Genomic DNA, 16,558 nt, shown 5'->3' with positions numbered 1-16,558 from the left:
TCCTACCTCGCCTCCTGGTCGTTGTCCGTGACTCGTGCGGCCGGCATCGGCTCCCGCTCCGTCCGCCGCCTTTTGCCCGTCCCGTTCTGGCGGGCCGGCAGCTCGCTGTGGCCGCGCAGCGCGGTGTGCGGCCCGTCCCACAGCGTGCCGTCGGTCCGGTCACGCGGATCGGGATCGATCAGCACCACACCGATCACCGGGATGTGCCGGTCCGCGAGCTGCCGCGCCACGGTGTGCAGCCATGCGGCGCTGCCGTGCCCGGCACACACGACGAGCACGGTCCGGGTGCCGAGGTACTGGAGGTCGGTCCACGCCGTCCCGGGCTCGACCGAGCCGACGCCGACCACCGGCCCTTCGGCCCCCAGTGCCTTGGTGAGGTCCGCGGCGATCTCGCTCGTGCTGCGCGCACAGCCCAGTTCCAGCAGCGACACCGGTTCGGCGGAGCCGCGAACGGTGCGGGCCAGGGTCGTAGTGAGGCGTTCGCGTGCCGCCCGGGTCCGTCGACGCTGCCACCGCCAGCCCGGCCGGGGCAGCTCCGCGATGACCGAGGCGCCCAGGTTCGCCGCGATGTCCCGGCGCAGCACGGGGCGGTCCGCCACCACCGCGCCGACCGCGGCCAGCGCGAGTCCGAGGACGAGCCCGAGGACGCATCCGATCGCGCCGTCGGTGGCGGCGGCCTTGGGCAGGGAGTGCCGCACCGCGCGCGGGGCGTCCACGATCTGCGTGCCGGCGGTGACCTTGGGCGTGCCGGTGCCCGCGTCCGCGGCGCGCTGGTCGAAGTCGGCGATCCGCGAGTTGAGTTCGGCCCGGCGGGCGAAGAGCGACTCGGTACTAGCCGACGCTTTCGGGTCGCTCTTCGGCGATCGGTCTCCGATGGCCTTGTTGACCCGGGCGAGCTCGTTCCGCATCCGGTCACGCTGGTCGGCCAGGGCCTTGGCCTCGGCCTTCGCGGCTTCCCGCATCCGCCTCACATGATCCGCGACGAACGCATCGGCCAGCGCCTCGGCCCGGGCCACCGCTTCCGCGTCGCTGTCACCCGTCACATCGATCTGCAGCAGGTTGTTGGTCAGGCCGGTGCCCCGGTAGTCCCGCATGAAGTCTTCCGGCTTCTCCGGAGACTTGAGGGACTGCAGGGCCTTGCCCGCGATCCGCGTGGTCCCCAGCAGCTCGACGTCGGTGCGGATCAGCGTTCCGGTGTCGTTCGGCTGGTCCTCCTTGTGCACGACCAGCACCTTGGTCACAGCGGTCGGCGGTGGCGGCAGCAGGACCGCCACCGCCGCGCCGGCCAGCAGCCCCAGCAGCGCCAAGGAGCACCAGAGGCGGCGGCGTCTGCGCACCGCCACCACCAGCGCCTGCAGGTCGAGCAGCGGAGCGGCTGCCGACTCCTGGGGAGTCGTGCTCGTCGTCACGCCGAACCTCCCGTCGCGTGGCCGCGCACCGCGAGCGCCGGAGTCGCGTTGTCGTCCGGAGGATCGCCGACAGGCCGCGTCGGACGGGCCCGGACCGGGCCGGCGACGACGACGCCGACGACCTCGTGCCTGCCGTCCGCACATGCTTCGGCGAGGCCGGTGAGTTCCTCCGCGGTCCAACTGCCCGCGCTGAGGACGACCAGGACGCCGGACTCGGTGTCGCGGTCCGGCACGATCGGCCGGTCCACCGAAACCTCCACTACGCGCAGCATCGGCTCGCTCTGTGCCTCGGCGACGAGCTGCTCGGCGGCCCGGAGTGCGATCTCGTCGCCGTCCGGTACGACAACGAGCAGCCGCCGGGAGGCCGGCAGCTGGTCCCGGAGGCGGGCGCACACCCGCCGATAGCGGATCCGCCTGCCGCCCTCGTCGCCGGACCACGGCGGAGTCGGTATGTCCCACCGAGTGTCGACGCCGAGGATTCGGCGGATCCGGGCCCGCGGGCCACGGCCTTCCGGCCGGTGCGCGCGCCGTTCATCCAGTACGTCGACGGTGCCGAGGAGCGCCGAGCCCAACGCCGCGGCGATCTCCGGTTCAGTACGCAGCCGGCGATTCATCCGTGCGGCGACGAGGTGGCCGACGACCGCGAGCAGGAAGAACAGCAGCGCCCCGGCGACGATGAGGTGCATCCTCGTCGGCGGCGCCGCACCGGTCGGCCGGACCGCCGACCCCATGACGACCATGCCGGCCTTGTCGGCCGCCGGGTCGGCCTCGTCCAGCTTGGTCATGGCCTCCTCCAGGGAGGTGCGCAGCTTCTCGAGCGAGGTGCGGGCCTGCACGCTCTCCACGGTCCGCCCCGGATCGGCCGCAGCGGCCAGGTCGGAGATGCGGCGGTTGGTCTCCACCACCTTCTGCCGCAGTGCCTCGGTCCCCGTAGCCGCGTCGGGGTCGGTGCTGCCGCCTGCGATCCGCGTGGCGAATCCGACGAATTGCCGGGCCACCTGGTCGGCGAGCCGCTGCGCGCGCCCCGGGGTGTCGGCCGTACCCGAGATCGTGACGATGTTCCCGTCGGCGGCCTTGGCGGTCACTCGCTCCCGCAGCTCGCCGCCGCTGACGTCCCGCCAGCCGAGCCCGGCGGCCGCGAGGTCGACCACCGACGAGCTGGTCGCGATGTCCACCTGCGTCAGCAGCTCGCGCTCTTCCCACTGCCCCGGCAGCAGTACCGACGCCGACGCCGTGTAACGCGGCGGGAACAGCACCGAGGTGCCGTAGCCGGCGAGCGCGCCCACCACGATGAGGAGGGTGAGCAGCCGCCAGCGCCGGCGGAGTATCCGCCCGATGGTGACCAGGCGGATCGTGTCGTCGCTCAACGGCGCGGCCTCTTCTTCGTACGGACCGGGTCGCCCGCCGACACCGCAGTGTGCTCGCGGCACACAGCGGCGTAGGCGGCGAGCAGCGATGCTTGCGAGTTCCGCCAGGCGAGCGGCCCGCTGATCCGCTCCTGGCCGATCTTGCCCATCCGGGCCCGCCGCTCCGGATCGTCAAGGAGCAGGGCGATGAGCCCGGCGAATTCGGCCTCGTCGTTGGCGGGCGCGTAGACGGCGGCGTCACCGGCGGAGACGCGCGCCTCCCGGAGATCGAAGGAGACGATCGGCCGGCCCATCGCCATGTACTCCAGGACCTTGTTCATGGTCGACACGTCGTTGAGCGGATTGCGCGGGTCGGGGGAAAGGCACACGTCCGCGGTGGACAGGTAGCGCACCAGGTCGGCGTCCGGAATGCGCCCGGTGAACTGCACCTGCTCGGAGAGCCCGAGCCGCCGGGAGAGCTCCACCATCGCGTCGAAGGCGTCGCCGGAGCCGACGAACACCGCATGCCAGTCGGTCCGCCCGAGCTCGTCGCGCAGCTTCGCGAGGGACCGCAAGGCGTAGTCGACGCCGTCCTGCGGGCCCATGACGCCGAGATAGCACAGCAGATGAGGCTTGCCGCGCTTCAACTCGGGCTCGGGCGGCACCGGTTGGAACCGCTCGGTGGCGGGCGCGCTGCGCACCACGAAGACGTCCGCCGACCGCTTGCCGCCACGGCGCAGCGCGACGTCCCGGTAACTCTCGTTCGTGGCGAGCACGACGTCCGCGGCCCGGTACGTCAGCCGTTCCAACGCGCACACGGCGCGGTAGAGCAGGTCCTCGCCGCGGTCGAACCGGGAGAGGTACAGCTCGGGCACCAGGTCGTGCTGGTCGAAGACGAACCGCGCGCCGCGCCGCTTCAGCCACAGTGCCGGCAGGAACAGCAGGTCGGGCGGGTTGCAGGCGTGGACGACATCGACAGGGCCGACCTTGCGGGCCAGCCGGGCCGTGTGCCACAACGCCGTTCCGTACTCCCGCAGGTAGCCGGCCGGTCCTCCGGTGGCGGCGCGCAGCGGGTAGCGGTGGATCCGCACCCCGTCGATCTCCGCCTCCGGATCCGTGTCCCGCTTCTCCCCCCGGGGGCAGATGACGTGCACCTCCCAGCCCGCGTCGCGCAGCGTCGTGCACTCCTGCCACACCCGCCGGTCGAACGGCACCGACAGGTTCTCCACGAGGATCAGCGCGCGCCGGTCCGTGCGGTCGTCGTTTCTTCCCTTACCAAGCAAGGCCCACGTACCCCGGTTCGGCCCGGCGCGCCTCGGCGTCGGGAAGGTGGACGAGGTCGATGAGCACGGTGCTGCCGCCATGGGGCAGTGCCGAAAGCACGGCCGGGTCCTTGGTCCCGACCAGGCACACCTCGGCGTGTTCGAGCACCTCCTCGACGGAGTCCGCGAGCAGCTGCGCGAGGTGCGGCAGCCGGGTCTCGATGTACTCGCGGTTCGCGCCGATCAGCCGGGAGAGGCTCACGTTGGCGTCGAAGATCCGCAGGTCGTAGCCCTTGCCGAAGAGCCGCTCCGCCAGCTCGACGAGCGGGCTCTCGCGGAGGTCGTCGGTGCCGGGTTTGAAGGACAGTCCGAACAGGCCCACCCGGCGCTTGCCGGTGCGCTCGACCAGCCGCACCGCGCGCTCCAGGTGGTCGGAGTTGGAGGGCAGCACGTGGGAGAGGATGGGCACCGAGATGTCGGCCCGCCGCGCCGCGTGGACCAGGCTGCGCAGGTCCTTCGGCAGGCAGGAGCCGCCGAAGGCGAAGCCGGGCCGCAGGTAGGCGGGGCTGATGTTCAGCTTGCGGTCGGCCAGGAACACGTCCATCACCTGGTGCGAGTCCACCCCGAGCGCCTGGCACACCGCGCCCAGCTCGTTCGCGAAGCCGATCTTGAGGCCGTGGAACGCATTGTCCGCGTACTTGATCGCCTCGGCCGTCGGGACCGGCACCCGAAACACCTCGCCGGGCAAGCCGTCGTACAGCGCCGACACCGTGTCGCCGCTCGCCGTGTCGAGCTCGCCGATGACGGTCTTGGGCGGGTCGAAGAAGTCCCGCACGCTCGTGCCCTCGCGCAGGAACTCCGGGTTGACCGCGACCCCGATGTCCACTCCGGCCGTGCCGCCGACGTACTTCTCCAGGATCGGTACCAGCAGGTTCAGGCAGGTGCCCGGGAGCATGGTGCTGCGGAACACGACGGTGTGCCGCCCGCTGCGCCCATCGAGATCCGCCAGCGCGGCGCCGATCTGCTCGGTGACCCGCTCCAAGTACGTGGTGCACAGGCTGCCGTTGGGCTCCGACGGCGTGCCCACGCAGACCAGCGACACCTCGCTGCCCATGATCGCCTCGCGGACGTCACCGGTGGCACGTAACGCTCCGGTCCCCACGACCTCGGCGATGAGCTCGCCGATCCGCTCCTCGACCACCGGGGCCTTGCCGTCGTTGACCAGGTCGACCTTCACCTGGTTCACGTCCACCCCGATGACCTCGTGCCCCATGCCGGCCAGGCACGCGGCCGACACGCAGCCCACATATCCGAGCCCGAAAACGCTTACTCTCATGCCCCGTCACTTCCCCCAGGCAGGCCCTTGCGGCCTGCGATCCGCGCGCCGGTCGGTCGACGCCCCCCGCGCATCAGTAGGCGCCCTGTCCATGCAGCACCGCACGCAGCGTCTTCCACAAAATCACTGTGTCCAGGGCGAGCGACCAGTCCTCCACGTACCGCAGGTCGAGGCGGACCGCCTCCTCCCACGGCAGGTCGCTGCGTCCGCTGATCTGCCACAGGCCGGTGAGCCCGGGCTTGACCAGGAGCCGCCGCCGGATGTCCGGGCCGTACGCGGCGCACTCCTCCGGCAACGGAGGCCGCGGTCCGACCAGCGACATCGATCCGGTGAGTACGTTGAACAGCTGCGGGAGTTCGTCGATCGAGTACCGCCGCAGCACTGCTCCCACCCGCGTCACCCGCGGATCCCGGCGGAGCTTGAACAGCAGCCCCGCGCCCTCGTTGCGGTCGGCCAGCTGCGCACGCGCCCCGTGGGCCCCGGCGACCATGGTGCGGAACTTGAGAATGGTGAACTCGCGGCCGTCCTTGCCGACCCTGCGCTGCCGGTAGAACGCCGCGCCCCGGCTGTCCACCACCACGAGCAGCCCGACGAGCACCATCAGCGGCGCGAACAGCACCAGCAGGATCGCCGCGCCCATCCGGTCGACGACCTCTTTGACCGCGCGGCGCCCCCCGGTGAAGGTCGGCATGCTGACCCGCAGCAGCGGGATCCCGAGCACCGCGTCGACGTGCAGTCGCGGCCCTGCCACCTCCATCAGCACGGGGGCCACGACCATCTCGGCATCGCTGTCTTCGAGGTTCCAGGCCAGCCGCTGCAGCCGGTCCGGTGTCCAGTGCGGGTCCGGTGTGACCGCGACGACTCGGTAGCCGTCGCGGTGGACGTGGTTGGCCACGTCCACCAGCGGGCCGACGACCGGCACTCCGTCCAGTTGGTCACCGTCGAACCCGAAACCGTCCGTCGCACACACCGCCTCCACCCGCCAACCGAGATGCGGGAACTTGCGAGTCCGGGAGATCAGGTCGCGCACGGTGGACAGGCTTCCGGCAGCGAGCACCGGTCTCAGGCACAGCCCTTGCTTCCGCTGTCTGTGCAGCCGGAGACGGAGGACGTAGCGCTCGGTCATGGTGACGAGCGCGATCGCGGGGATCGCGACGAAGATCCAGAGCTTGATGTTGCGCGAGGTGAGGGCGATCCCGCCGAGCGCGAGGACGACGGTCGCCGTGAACAGTGAGCGTCCGAGCCGGCGGAATTCCTCGGCGCCCTGGCCGAGCACGGCCGGAGCCCACGACCGGCTCACCGCAAGCGCTCCCAGCACCAGTAGCTCGGTGCCGAAGGCGAGAATTCCCCACTTCTCATGCCAGTTGGCCGCGTCCCGGGCCCCGAAGAAGTTGCCGATCGCTGCCACCACCAAGCCGGTGGCCACGGTATCGCTGGTGATCACGGTACGGCGGTACCGCTGCTCCCAGTCATTCGCCGGCCGGCTGATCGCCCCGTCCGTCAGACGCCCGCGCGCCGACGGAAAAGGGCCGACTAATCCCCCCTGCCGCACAGAAACCCCCCGGTCCCCAGTGGTACGTAGTCGAATGAAGCCGTTCTTCCCCCGCGGGAGGCCCCCGCCCCCGCGCCACACATGACATTTCGGCTGTTTCAGCGCAACTTGAGCAACCCACCCACACGGCAGGGACCCACATGCCCTGCCGAACACTCGAGGTGCGCGGGAACCCGTCGAAACCTCGGGTGCTCCCCCACCCAAGGCCCCCTCGCGGACCCCAAAAATCGATCGTCCCCACGGCCGGCGCCGGAGACACAGCTGCCGGCTGTCCGTAGCGACGACCCATAGATCATCATTTGTCGCTTCGTGTCACAGCATGCGAAGCAAGGTCAATCTAGACCATCGGGGCCCATCTGAAGAGAGGGATGTGTGGGTTTTGTGCTCACAATTTGGAGATGGGGTCAGTAACTGGTGACGAATCGGTGATCATCCGCGGCGCCTCGACGACGAAGACGCACCTTGTGACCTGCGGTGACGGGCATTCTCCGAGCTGCCGGCATGGGCAGCCCGGAGGCGTCAGCCCGGACCGGTCCGGCGCTCTGGCCGAGAAAAACAGAGCCGGACCTGCCGCCGCGGGGTGTCCCCGTTCGTGTCCGCCAAGCTCCGTCAAGACAACCTGGTAGTAACTTCTTCGGCCATCCCATGAAGCACAACCGAAGCGTCGCTTCAGACGCCCCGAACGACGCAGACGCGTCTGGTCAGTGCCGCCAACTGCGCGGCGTTCAGTACCGGAGAGTGCCCCACTCTGCACGGGAGTGGAGGACGGACGGATAGGCGGCAGGGCAGCGACGCGCGCGAGCAGGATCGCGGCGAGGGGAGACGGAGCGAGGACTCAGGCGCGCAACGGCCGCTGCCGGCCGACAAGGGTGTGCGGGAGGACTGAACCGTTCTGGCCATGCGTGTACTGCGGCCAAGGAAGAGCCCGCCCACCGAGGGAGCCTCGGCGTCACCCATTCGCAGGCCGGAGCAAGATGGAGAGAGCACTGGCGGAGAGCTCAGTGCCCCCTTCTCGTTCTAATTCAGCGGCCTGCCAGCGGATTCAGGCACCCGACGCAGTTCCCAGTCCCGGGCGGCGGCGTGCGACAGAAGCTGGCGTCGGGCGTTGGGCAGGGGTGTTGACGCTTCGACCTCGCCCACCGTTCGCAGGTGCCTGCGGATGGGGCGTAACCGGGGAAGCTGCCGCCGTTGCCGCCAGATCGTTCAGCGTGGCATTCACCACCGGCCAGCACATGTCGAGCGTGTCGCGGTTCGGGCTGTGTCCTTTCTGCTTCTCCGCCAAGGGATGGACGAGATTCCTGTATTGCCGGATGAGCTCCGAGGCCAGCTTGGCATCGTGCTCGATCCATTTGTTCTCGTACGCGAAGTTTACGAAGTCATTCAGTCCCATGTTCCGCAACGGCTTCGGCATGCGTATGCCTGCGGCGCGGACCTGCGCGGCATGCGCGAGCACCCCCTCCAAGAGGCTGCCCAGCATGATGACTGCCGACGTGTAAGCGCCGTGTTCGTAGCAGGTGCGTGCCTCGTCCAGTCGGAGTTGCACGGTGGCGGCGAGTTCGGGGTCGCTCACCACCTCCGTCACGGAGACCTTCAACTCAACGCGCGGCAGCTGCCGCTCTTCGTCCTCGAATCCGGCTTCGCAGCGAACGAGGACCAGCCGGCCTCCGTCCTCGCTGACCCGACGTCCGTCGAGCACGAGTATCTCGTTGAGCCGCTTCAGTGTGGCGTGGTACTCCTGCTGCTGGTTGTAGTACTCAAGGCGGTTCGCCAGGCGCAGGATTGCGCGCTCGGCGTCGTCCGTGCCGTCTTCCTGCCGCTCCTTGAGAAGTTCCCGGGCCCACTTGTGTCTCGGCGTGCCGTCGTACTCCGGAACGTCGTCCCAGCCCGCCCGCTGGAAGAACGCGGCTATCTCGTACCCCTTCCGGTAGAGCAGCGGCGGGTCGTCCCCGCAGATCAGGTGGGCGACCTCCGTCAGCGTACTGTCGTCGAAGATCTCGTTCACATCAGGCTCCTTCAAGAGAGACGGACGCATCCTCATCGAGCATGGCGTCAAGTTCATCGATGGCGAGGTCGGCATCGTCCATCTCGATCGGGGCCCAAGTGCTCCCCGAGTCGCCCTGGGCCTCCTCGGTGATGCCGGGCCGGACACCCAGAGCTTCAAGGCGCTTCCACAACGGAGCCAGAGAATCCTCCGGAGACAGGGCGAACTCGCTGCTGCGTACGCGCCAGAACTGCCAGCCCGCCCGGCGCAGTTCCCGCTCCCGCTCATAGTCGTCACGGATCTGGTCAGGGGTGGAGTGATACGGGCTGCCGTCGCACTCCACGGCGAGACGGCCCGTCTCTCCGACGACGACGAGGTCGATGCGTTTGCCGCTGACTTTCCACTGGGGGACAACGTGGTAGCCGCGTTCCTTGATCCTGCGGAAGACCCGCTGCTCGAACAGGGAGTCGAACGGCTCGCACCGCTCATCGGGTGAGACGGCGGAAAGGCCGGGAGAGGTGCCCTGCAGTTCCGGTGGCGCCTGCATATAGGTGAGCAGGGAGTGACGCAGGTCTTTGCTGCGCAGCTGGTCCGGCGTGACGGAGGTGAACAACCACATCTGGTCGCGAGCCCGGCTGGCGGCCACGTTGAACCGTCGTCCGTCGCCCTGGCCGGTCAGGGCCCGGGTGTTGTCGGCGTCGACGACCAGCGAGAGCAGGATGACGTCCCGTTCGTCTCCCTGGAACTGTTCGGCCGTGCCGACACGTATGTTGTGCCGCTCCTGGATCGTGGAGTCGATCCGCGTGTCGATGAGATTCTCCAGCAGCCTTGCCTGGTGTCCGGAACGGAGCACGATGACTCCGAAACTCCGGTTCGCGTACGCCTCGTCCTCCGCAAGTTCCTGCAACTTGGTGACGATGCGTTCGGCCTCGGGCCTGTTGACCAGGGTCTCTCGCCGTCCCTCGCAGTGGCCTTCATGAACGTGGACGACTTCGAGGGGTCGCAACCGGTCCGCTCCGTACTGCCGCAGCGGCACAAGTTCGTTGTCGGGATAGAACTGGGCCGAGGACCACTTGATGATCTCCGGCATGCACCGGAAGTGCTCGGTGAGCCGGATCGTCTCGCTGAAGCGCGCGGAGAGCAGGTCGTAGAGGTTGGACTTGGGGCTGAGCCCGTCCCGCTGCCAGTCGGTGAGATGGGGCAGGAGTGAGTCGATGAGTTCGTTGAACCGTTCGTGCTTGCCGCCCGTGTAGAACGGGACACACTGTTTGTCGTCACCCACGACGATGATCCTCGGAGCGAGCCACAGCAGCATCAGCCCGTCCAAACCGACCTGGCTCGCCTCGTCCACGATGACGACGTCGAAGGCGTCCGGCTCGGGATCGATCATTTCGGCCACCTGTTTGATCGGCATGACCCATGCCGGGACTGCGGCACGCGCGTCACGCATCGCGGAGCGGGCGGCCTTCAGGTGCCGCCTGCCGAGTGCCGTCATTCCCTTTCCGGCGTTCGCCGTGGCCGATGCGTAGGCACTCAGTGCTTGCTTCTGTCCGGCCGTCATCCGGTCCAAGCAGTGGTACAGCGCTCTGTCGGCCGCCAGTTGCGTCACCGTGGTTCTCAGCTGCGCCTCGACCGCTTCAAGTTCCCCTTCCAACTTGGCTTCCCTGCCAGGTGTCAGCATCGTGTCCTGGAAGGTACACGCTCGCCGCCATGCCCAGGCTCCGTCCAGTTCCATGAGGCGGGTCTCCCAAGCCGCCTCGGTCGGGGACTCGGCAAAACGCCGGGCCAGTTCGGGGTGATCCTCGGACATTCGGTCCAGGAGTTTGCGGGCCTCCCGGCGATCGGCCTCACGGTGGAACGCCTCGGTCAGTGAGTCGATCGCGGACGTGTACGCCCGCGGATCACGTGCGGCGACGGCCCGATGCACCTCCGCCAGTTCGGCCACGCCGCGGGCATCAGGCCGCGGCAGCTGCTCGGCGATGGACCGCAGACTCTCCTCCGCCTCACGGGCACGGAGCAGCCGTTCCGCGCCGCTCGCCGACGTACGGACGTCGTCCCACTGCTGTGCCGTCCGCACCGTGGCCTTGATCCGGGCCTTGAGTAGGACGTCGTGCAGCGTACGCACGGAGTGGGTGAATCCGTCTACCGCGCGGAGCGTCGGCACCCGGTCCAGCAGCTCCGACAGAACCACCTCCGTGGAGCCCTCAGCCGCGGGCATGCCAACACTCTGCCAGCGCTCGTTCAGCTGCCGGGCGCACTGGCGTGCCGCCAGAAGGGCCACCACCGCGGAGATCTCGTCCGGTGTGCTGGGCCGCCGTCCGTCCACCCGGCAGCCCTGCAGGAGGACTTGGGCTTCCTTTTGCACCGGCCTCGGAGCCAGCTTGCGGAGCTTGCCACCGCCACGCAGGTACTGCTCGAGGTCCTTCCCGGCGGCAATGAGACGCGATTCCTCGGCAAGCGCCACATCGGGTACGTCGAGCACAGCGAAGGGCATGTGCTGAAGCGCGCTCTGCACGTCTTCGGCGCGTGCGGACGACTGGCGCACTCCGTTCCACAACTGCTGCCGCCGACCTGCCATTCCGTCCTGCAATGCCCGCGTGGTCCACTCCTCCAGCGGCCAGCCGACGGGATCACCCGGCAGACCCTCGCTCTGCAGTGCGTGCTCCGCCGCGTCCAGTAGCCCGACCAGCGTCGTGATCAGCTCGCTGCCCCGGTCGGCGAGTTCGAGAGCGAGCGTGTTGGACGCCGGTCCGGCGCAGGCGCGTACAGCGGATTCCAGGGCATTGACCGCCTCTTCAAACAGCACGGGTGCGACGAAGTCCACGGGGTCCGGGCAGCGGGCGGCATGCTCGTCCAGGACTCCGGCCCCGTGGCGAGACACCAGCCCCAGCAGGCGCTGGGCCTCGTCCTGGCTCAGCGACGGTTCTCGCGGTGCCGAAGCGGGCAGGGCGGGCATCCAGTCGTACTTCGGTGCACCGGCAGAGACGGCCTCGACGATCTCCGCGAGCCGCCCCTGGTAACCGGGTGCCACATCGAGGTGTTCGTACCACTCCGCCTCACGAACGGCGCGGAGTTCGTCACGGAGCCGCGCGCGGGTATCCGACAGTTCCGCGCGCAGCGCCTCATGACTCTTGATCCTTACGTCGAGACGCTCCGTCGACTGGGTGGCACTGAGCTGGGAGAGCGCACGCACGGACTGTTCCAGGTCGTCGCTGCCGTCCTGGCGCCGGTCACCCTGAAGAACGCACAGGTTGCGCAGCTCGGCAGGCAGTTGCTGTCGTAGGACCTTCAGCGCTTGGCCCTTCTCACTCGTCACAAGCACTCGCTTGCCGTCCGCCAGCAAGGCGCACACGAGGTTGGCGATGGTGTGCGTCTTCCCCGTGCCGGGCGGTCCCTGAACGACGACGCCGGTATCGGTCTGAAGGCGCTTCAGCACCTCCCGCTGGGCTTCATTCGACAGCAGCGGGAACAGCGGGTCGGGGCCGAGGGCGGGCGGTACGTCGCGGCCCCCTGCCGTACCCCACACCCTGCGGTCCTCCGCTTCCAGCTGGTACAGCAACTGAGCCAAACCCAATGGAGCAATAGCACCAGGCTGGGCGAGGCGGTTTGCGATGCCGTCGTAGAAGTTCACGAGGGCGCCCTGGCCCCGCTGACGGAGAATGATCGCCGGCGCGAATCCGAGCGTGGGTACCGGCAGGGCCGGGTCGGCGGGCGGGCGGCCCCAGCCACGGTGAAACGCCACCGCGCGATCGGTGCCGAACGCCCTCTCCGACCAATCACCGAGCACGTCCTGGGAGTCACGGGACAGCGGATGGAATCCTTCCGCGTCGACACGGTTCCGCAGCGGGCTCAGCAGACGGGTGCTGTAGCCCTCGTCCGCGTCAAGGAACTCGCTGTCCTCCAACCGCGCGGGGTCGCCAGGTGCGAGAGAGACGGTGATGGACATATTCACCGAATTCACGGTGAGTATCAGCGGCGCCGTCAGAATATGCCGGGCGATACGCGCCGACGGACGTGCGGCTCCGACGGTCAGAAATCCGACGCCCAGTACCGCCTCGTATTCCTCGCCGTCCTGCTGAATCCTGGTCGCCATTCGGTACAGCTGCTGATGGAGTTCCCGGTGCGGCCGGTCGACGCGCTCTCTTTCCGACCACTTGCGCCAGGCGTCGAGCCATCGCGTGTAGGCGCGCAGCACGTCGTGCGCTTCCTCCCTGGGGATCTCGGAGACCTCGAACAGATCTCCGTTCTCGTCCTCCCGCCAGCCCTGACCCGGTCCCGACTCGGCCAGCGGTGGTGCTTCGGGTGTCGCGGTGACAGCGGCCTCGGGGTCGACCCACCCCACCAGCGCCTCGGGCAGGACGGGAGCCGGCCGAGGCGGGCGGTGTGCCACCTTGAGCAGCGTCCGGTCGGAGTCCGGGTGCCGCCGGAGTTTGTCGTCCGGCAGGCCGGAGAGCCAGAGAATCTCCGGATACTTCTGCCAGTCCCGCACTGGCTTGTACGACCCTCGAACAATTTCGCGCATATATTCGATGAGTTGGCGCGTGCGGTGGACCGCCTCCGGATTGTTCGCACGGAGTGCAGAGTGGAGAGACACCTATCCCCCAGATCATGGTTCGACGGAAAAGCCTTCCAGGATGCGGGAGAGAAGCGGCGCCTTCAACAGGGACCGGCGAGTAATGACGCGAACAAGCCACACACCATGAAAGTTGGCTGTAATTCAGCCAGCCGTCAAGGGCGAACCCCTGTGCGGCGTTCGCGAGCCGTCGTGTACACCAACCCGACCATGCCCGCTTGCCAGTCAGCCTTGAGGGGCTTGAACGTCACGATGTCACGCCCCTGACACACGCGCGTCCCGAAGTGGCGGCTCAACCTGCAGCTCTGCCACCGCAACGAAGGCAAGCACCGGCTGAACCTCCTCGGGGAAACTGCACTCTTCGGCGCCGATGCGCCCCGCTGCGCCTCAGCTCGACGCTTCCGCACGCAGGAGTACGACCGGCTGACGATGTGAAGAGTCGTCGCCCAACCACATGCGGACCCCGTAGTGGCACTTCCTGTTGACACAAGACTCCGCCCAGCCCCTCGCTTTGGGCCGACGTAGCGAAGGAGGTGAGGTGCCGGGGCCCGTGGCGATCGGGAGTCAGCGGGCATCAGCCTCGGATGCGCCGTCGCCTCGTGCCGGGACGTGGGGCCACGTGCGGCCCTGCTGCAGGCGCCTTCCGATTCACGCATCTGACCCGTTTCCCGCGGCCGGACTCCATACCTAAGGCATGTCCGGCGGATCTTTGATCAGTATGGTCATAGCCTTATGAAGCTTCTGATCGTGCTGTCCGCTGCGTTCGTCGTTTTCGTCATACCAACCTCCCTAGTTTGGCTGCTGGGGCGGCGAGCGAAGGTCCCTAACTGGACGCTAGTCGTGTTCTTGCTGGCCGGATGGCTGACAGTGTTCGCCGGCTGGTTCCTCTCGCAGCGTGCGCAGCCGAGCCTGTTTCCCGATACGTCGCCCTGCCACGGCTTCAGCGCCGCCCCTGTCTCGCAGTACTTCCCGCCCGACTCGTTCTGCCGCCACGCTGACGGGGAGTTGCGGACGGTCAATGGACCGGAGTCCAAGTTCGTGTTCTGGACCGCCGCCAGCACCACCTTGGCGATGCCGATCGCCGCCGTCGTTGCGCGGCGTCGTCAACAAGCCTGATCGTGCTCGCCTCGTCACAGGCGTCCCGGACCTCGACTGCCTTCCCTGCGGTTAGGTAGCCGGGTCACGCCAACGTGATCTGGCTACCCATCGCTTGAAGGCGGAGGGTACCAAGGTCGCTTGATCCGGTTCTGCTGATCAGGAGCGAAGCCAGAAGCGGATCGAAGCGACGGTGACGGTGCCTTGGAAGATGTAGGCGCGTTTGTCATACCTCGTGGCCACGGCCCGGGAGTTCTTCAGAAGGTTGATCGTGCGCTCCACTTCGTTCCTGCGTTTGTAGATCGTCTTGTTGAAGCCGACGGGTCGGCCACCTTTGTTTCCGCAGGCCTGGCGGTTGGCCTGTTGGTTCGTAGGTTCGGGGATAGTGTGCTTGATCTGCCGTCGTCGAAGGTAGCGGCGGTTGCGCCGGGAGGAGTACGCCTTGTCGCCGCCGAGATGATAGGGGCGGGTGCGGGGGTATCCGCCGCCCAGCCGGCCGACGCGGATGCGGTCCATGACTGGAATGAGCTGCGGGGCATCGCCCCATTGGCCCGGGGTGATCAGGAGGGCCAGGGGACGGAGTCCGCCCTCACCGGCGAGATCGATCTTGCAGGTGAGGCCGCCCCGGGAGCGACCGAGTCCCGCGGTGCTGCCGGGGCGTGCGTCTTTTCCCAGCATCCGCGGCGGATTCCTGCGTGCCCCGGCGGCGTGCTGGTGGGCCCGGCAGGAGGTGGAGTCGATGCTCACCATCGACCAGTCGATCCGGCCTTCCGCGTCGGCGTCGGCCAGGAGGGCCGCGAAGACCCTGTCTCATGTACCGACCGCCGACCAGCGTCGGTGCCGTTCGTACACGGTCTTCCACGGACCGAAACGCGCAGGCAGGTCCCGCCATGGCACCCCGGTGCGCAGCCGGTAGAAGATCCCGTTGATGACCCGGCAGTGGCTGGCTCAACGGCCACCACACTTCCCGGACTTGGGGAGGTGCGGCCCCAGCCGGACCCACTCCGTGTTCGAAAGATCTCCCCACCCCATGACCATGCCAACGACCCGGCACCGCAAGGGTCACAAGATCTGCCGGACACGCCCTAAGGTCGTCACCCCGCGCCCCGCTCAGCCAAGAAACGACAGCCGAACCTGCCGACGAGGGTTGTCCTTGTGAGATCCGCCAGCCTCCGCCAGGACAACCGTCAACGTACTCGTAGGCGCACAACAGAAGGCGCCCCTTGCCCGGGGTGAATCGCGGCCGCCCTGACTGAGGGGAACCCCGGTTCAGGGCGCGGATTCCGGCCGGATGGCTCGTGCTGGGCTTGCCCTGGCCGACCGAGACCCGCGACGGCTGGGGGAATGCGCAGCCGCCATCGCACCAACGATGATTCCTCGCTCCCTTGTCAGTCAGCACGCCGGCATCGCCCTCGATGTCGCCACCGCCCTGGCCGGGGATCCACATGAGGGGCTCGGGAAGGCCGTCTTCTTCTCCGACATCACCCTGTCGCTCGACAAGCAGGGCGAGACCTGGGCAAACATCGGCATCGCCCCTGACGCGCTCATAGACGAACTGCTGGCGGCACCTGTACCTCAGTTGTATCTCACACTCACGCAGAAGGCCCACGCAGTCCTGTGCGATGCCAGCCGCGAGGGCCTGCGACTGTACTACCCGAACGGCGACGTCGAGCACATCAGCCCCCGGGTGCGGCGCGATGTACACAACGGCATCGCCCAGAGCCTGGAGCGGGACTGGCCCCCCTACATCCAGGGTCTTATCGACGGCGGGGCCCTCCGTACTGAGTGAAATGCTGCGATGGGCCCGCCATGGTGGCGACCTTGGAAGGCTCGCTCATGGTCGCCCCCCTGTGCTTCGACTCTGTCGGCGCCTGGCGGACACTGCGGTGGCTGGGGATGTGAGCGAGCACTGCACCCAGCCCGGCTGTGGTGAGAACCCCCGTGAGTGCCTTCGTTCGCGTGCGGACCGCGAACGGCCACTCGTTGCGTGCGGATACGGGGCCC

General features: G+C 68.4%; 9 protein-coding genes and 1 pseudogene. 2 read left to right on the top strand and 8 right to left on the bottom strand.

The window, feature by feature from the left end; all coding sequences use genetic code 11:
• Positions 1 to 2 precede the first annotated feature (2 nt).
• The 7 genes from ABT381_RS11745 to ABT381_RS11715 all read right to left on the bottom strand — a co-directional run bounded on the left by ABT381_RS11745 (position 3) and on the right by ABT381_RS11715 (position 13,408).
• Positions 3 to 1,409: a Wzz/FepE/Etk N-terminal domain-containing protein gene (locus ABT381_RS11745; protein ID WP_351591444.1), complete on the bottom strand. Its 1,407-nt coding sequence runs from the start codon at positions 1,407 to 1,409 to the stop codon at positions 3 to 5.
• Complete coding sequence (locus tag ABT381_RS11740) at positions 1,406 to 2,776, bottom strand: Wzz/FepE/Etk N-terminal domain-containing protein (RefSeq protein ID WP_351591441.1); 1,371 nt, start codon at positions 2,774 to 2,776, stop codon at positions 1,406 to 1,408. The genes ABT381_RS11745 and ABT381_RS11740 overlap by 4 nt, the downstream gene beginning before the upstream one ends.
• Positions 2,773 to 3,984, bottom strand: coding sequence for a glycosyltransferase family 4 protein (locus ABT381_RS11735; RefSeq protein WP_351591489.1), 1,212 nt, complete (start codon positions 3,982 to 3,984; stop codon positions 2,773 to 2,775). Before ABT381_RS11735 ends, ABT381_RS11740 begins: the two co-directional genes overlap by 4 nt.
• Positions 3,985 to 4,027: 43 nt before the next feature.
• On the bottom strand, positions 4,028 to 5,353 hold the full coding sequence (locus ABT381_RS11730; RefSeq protein ID WP_351591438.1) for a nucleotide sugar dehydrogenase: 1,326 nt from the start codon (positions 5,351 to 5,353) through the stop codon (positions 4,028 to 4,030).
• Positions 5,354 to 5,426: 73 nt separating this feature from the next.
• Positions 5,427 to 6,905, bottom strand: coding sequence for a sugar transferase (locus ABT381_RS11725; RefSeq protein WP_351591435.1), 1,479 nt, complete (start codon positions 6,903 to 6,905; stop codon positions 5,427 to 5,429).
• 1,042 nt (positions 6,906 to 7,947) lie between these two features.
• A complete protein-coding gene (locus ABT381_RS11720; protein ID WP_351591432.1) occupies positions 7,948 to 8,907 on the bottom strand; it encodes a hypothetical protein in 960 nt (319 codons plus the stop codon).
• A 1-nt stretch (position 8,908) separates the two neighbouring features.
• Positions 8,909 to 13,408, bottom strand: a complete 4,500-nt coding sequence (locus tag ABT381_RS11715; protein WP_351591429.1) for a PDDEXK-like endonuclease domain-containing protein — start codon at positions 13,406 to 13,408, stop codon at positions 8,909 to 8,911.
• Positions 13,409 to 14,191: 783 nt separating this feature from the next.
• On the opposite strand from ABT381_RS11715, the gene ABT381_RS11710 reads away from it, so the two are divergent.
• The gene (locus ABT381_RS11710; protein WP_351591427.1) at positions 14,192 to 14,575 is read left to right on the top strand and encodes a hypothetical protein; all 384 of its coding nucleotides are present in this window, start codon (positions 14,192 to 14,194) and stop codon (positions 14,573 to 14,575) included.
• 138 nt (positions 14,576 to 14,713) lie between these two features.
• Here ABT381_RS11710 and ABT381_RS11705 read toward each other — a convergent pair.
• A pseudogene (locus ABT381_RS11705) lies at positions 14,714 to 15,586 on the bottom strand (IS5 family transposase).
• A gap of 337 nt (positions 15,587 to 15,923) precedes the next feature.
• On the opposite strand from ABT381_RS11705, the gene ABT381_RS11700 reads away from it, so the two are divergent.
• Positions 15,924 to 16,343 (top strand): hypothetical protein, encoded by a 420-nt coding sequence (locus ABT381_RS11700; RefSeq protein WP_351591424.1) that lies wholly within the window; start codon positions 15,924 to 15,926, stop codon positions 16,341 to 16,343.
• Positions 16,344 to 16,558: the final 215 nt, after the last annotated feature.

The sequence above is a fragment of the Streptomyces sp. NPDC000151 genome (genome assembly GCF_040301705.1).
In the GTDB taxonomy this organism is placed as follows: Bacteria; Actinomycetota; Actinomycetes; order Streptomycetales; family Streptomycetaceae; genus Streptomyces.
The sequence above is the reverse complement of the archived record's forward strand: the minus strand, read 5'-3'. Positions and strand labels throughout refer to the sequence as shown.

What these genes read in the sequence shown, in the direction of transcription:
- ABT381_RS11710 (WP_351591427.1), top strand. Translation starts at nt 14,192, where the DNA reads ATGAAGCTTCTGATCGTGCTGTCCGCTGCGTTCGTCGTTTTCGTCATA.
- ABT381_RS11715 (WP_351591429.1), bottom strand. Translation starts at nt 13,408, where the DNA reads ATGCGCGAAATTGTTCGAGGGTCGTACAAGCCAGTGCGGGACTGGCAG.
- ABT381_RS11700 (WP_351591424.1), top strand. Translation starts at nt 15,924, where the DNA reads ATGATTCCTCGCTCCCTTGTCAGTCAGCACGCCGGCATCGCCCTCGAT.
- ABT381_RS11730 (WP_351591438.1), bottom strand. Translation starts at nt 5,353, where the DNA reads ATGAGAGTAAGCGTTTTCGGGCTCGGATATGTGGGCTGCGTGTCGGCC.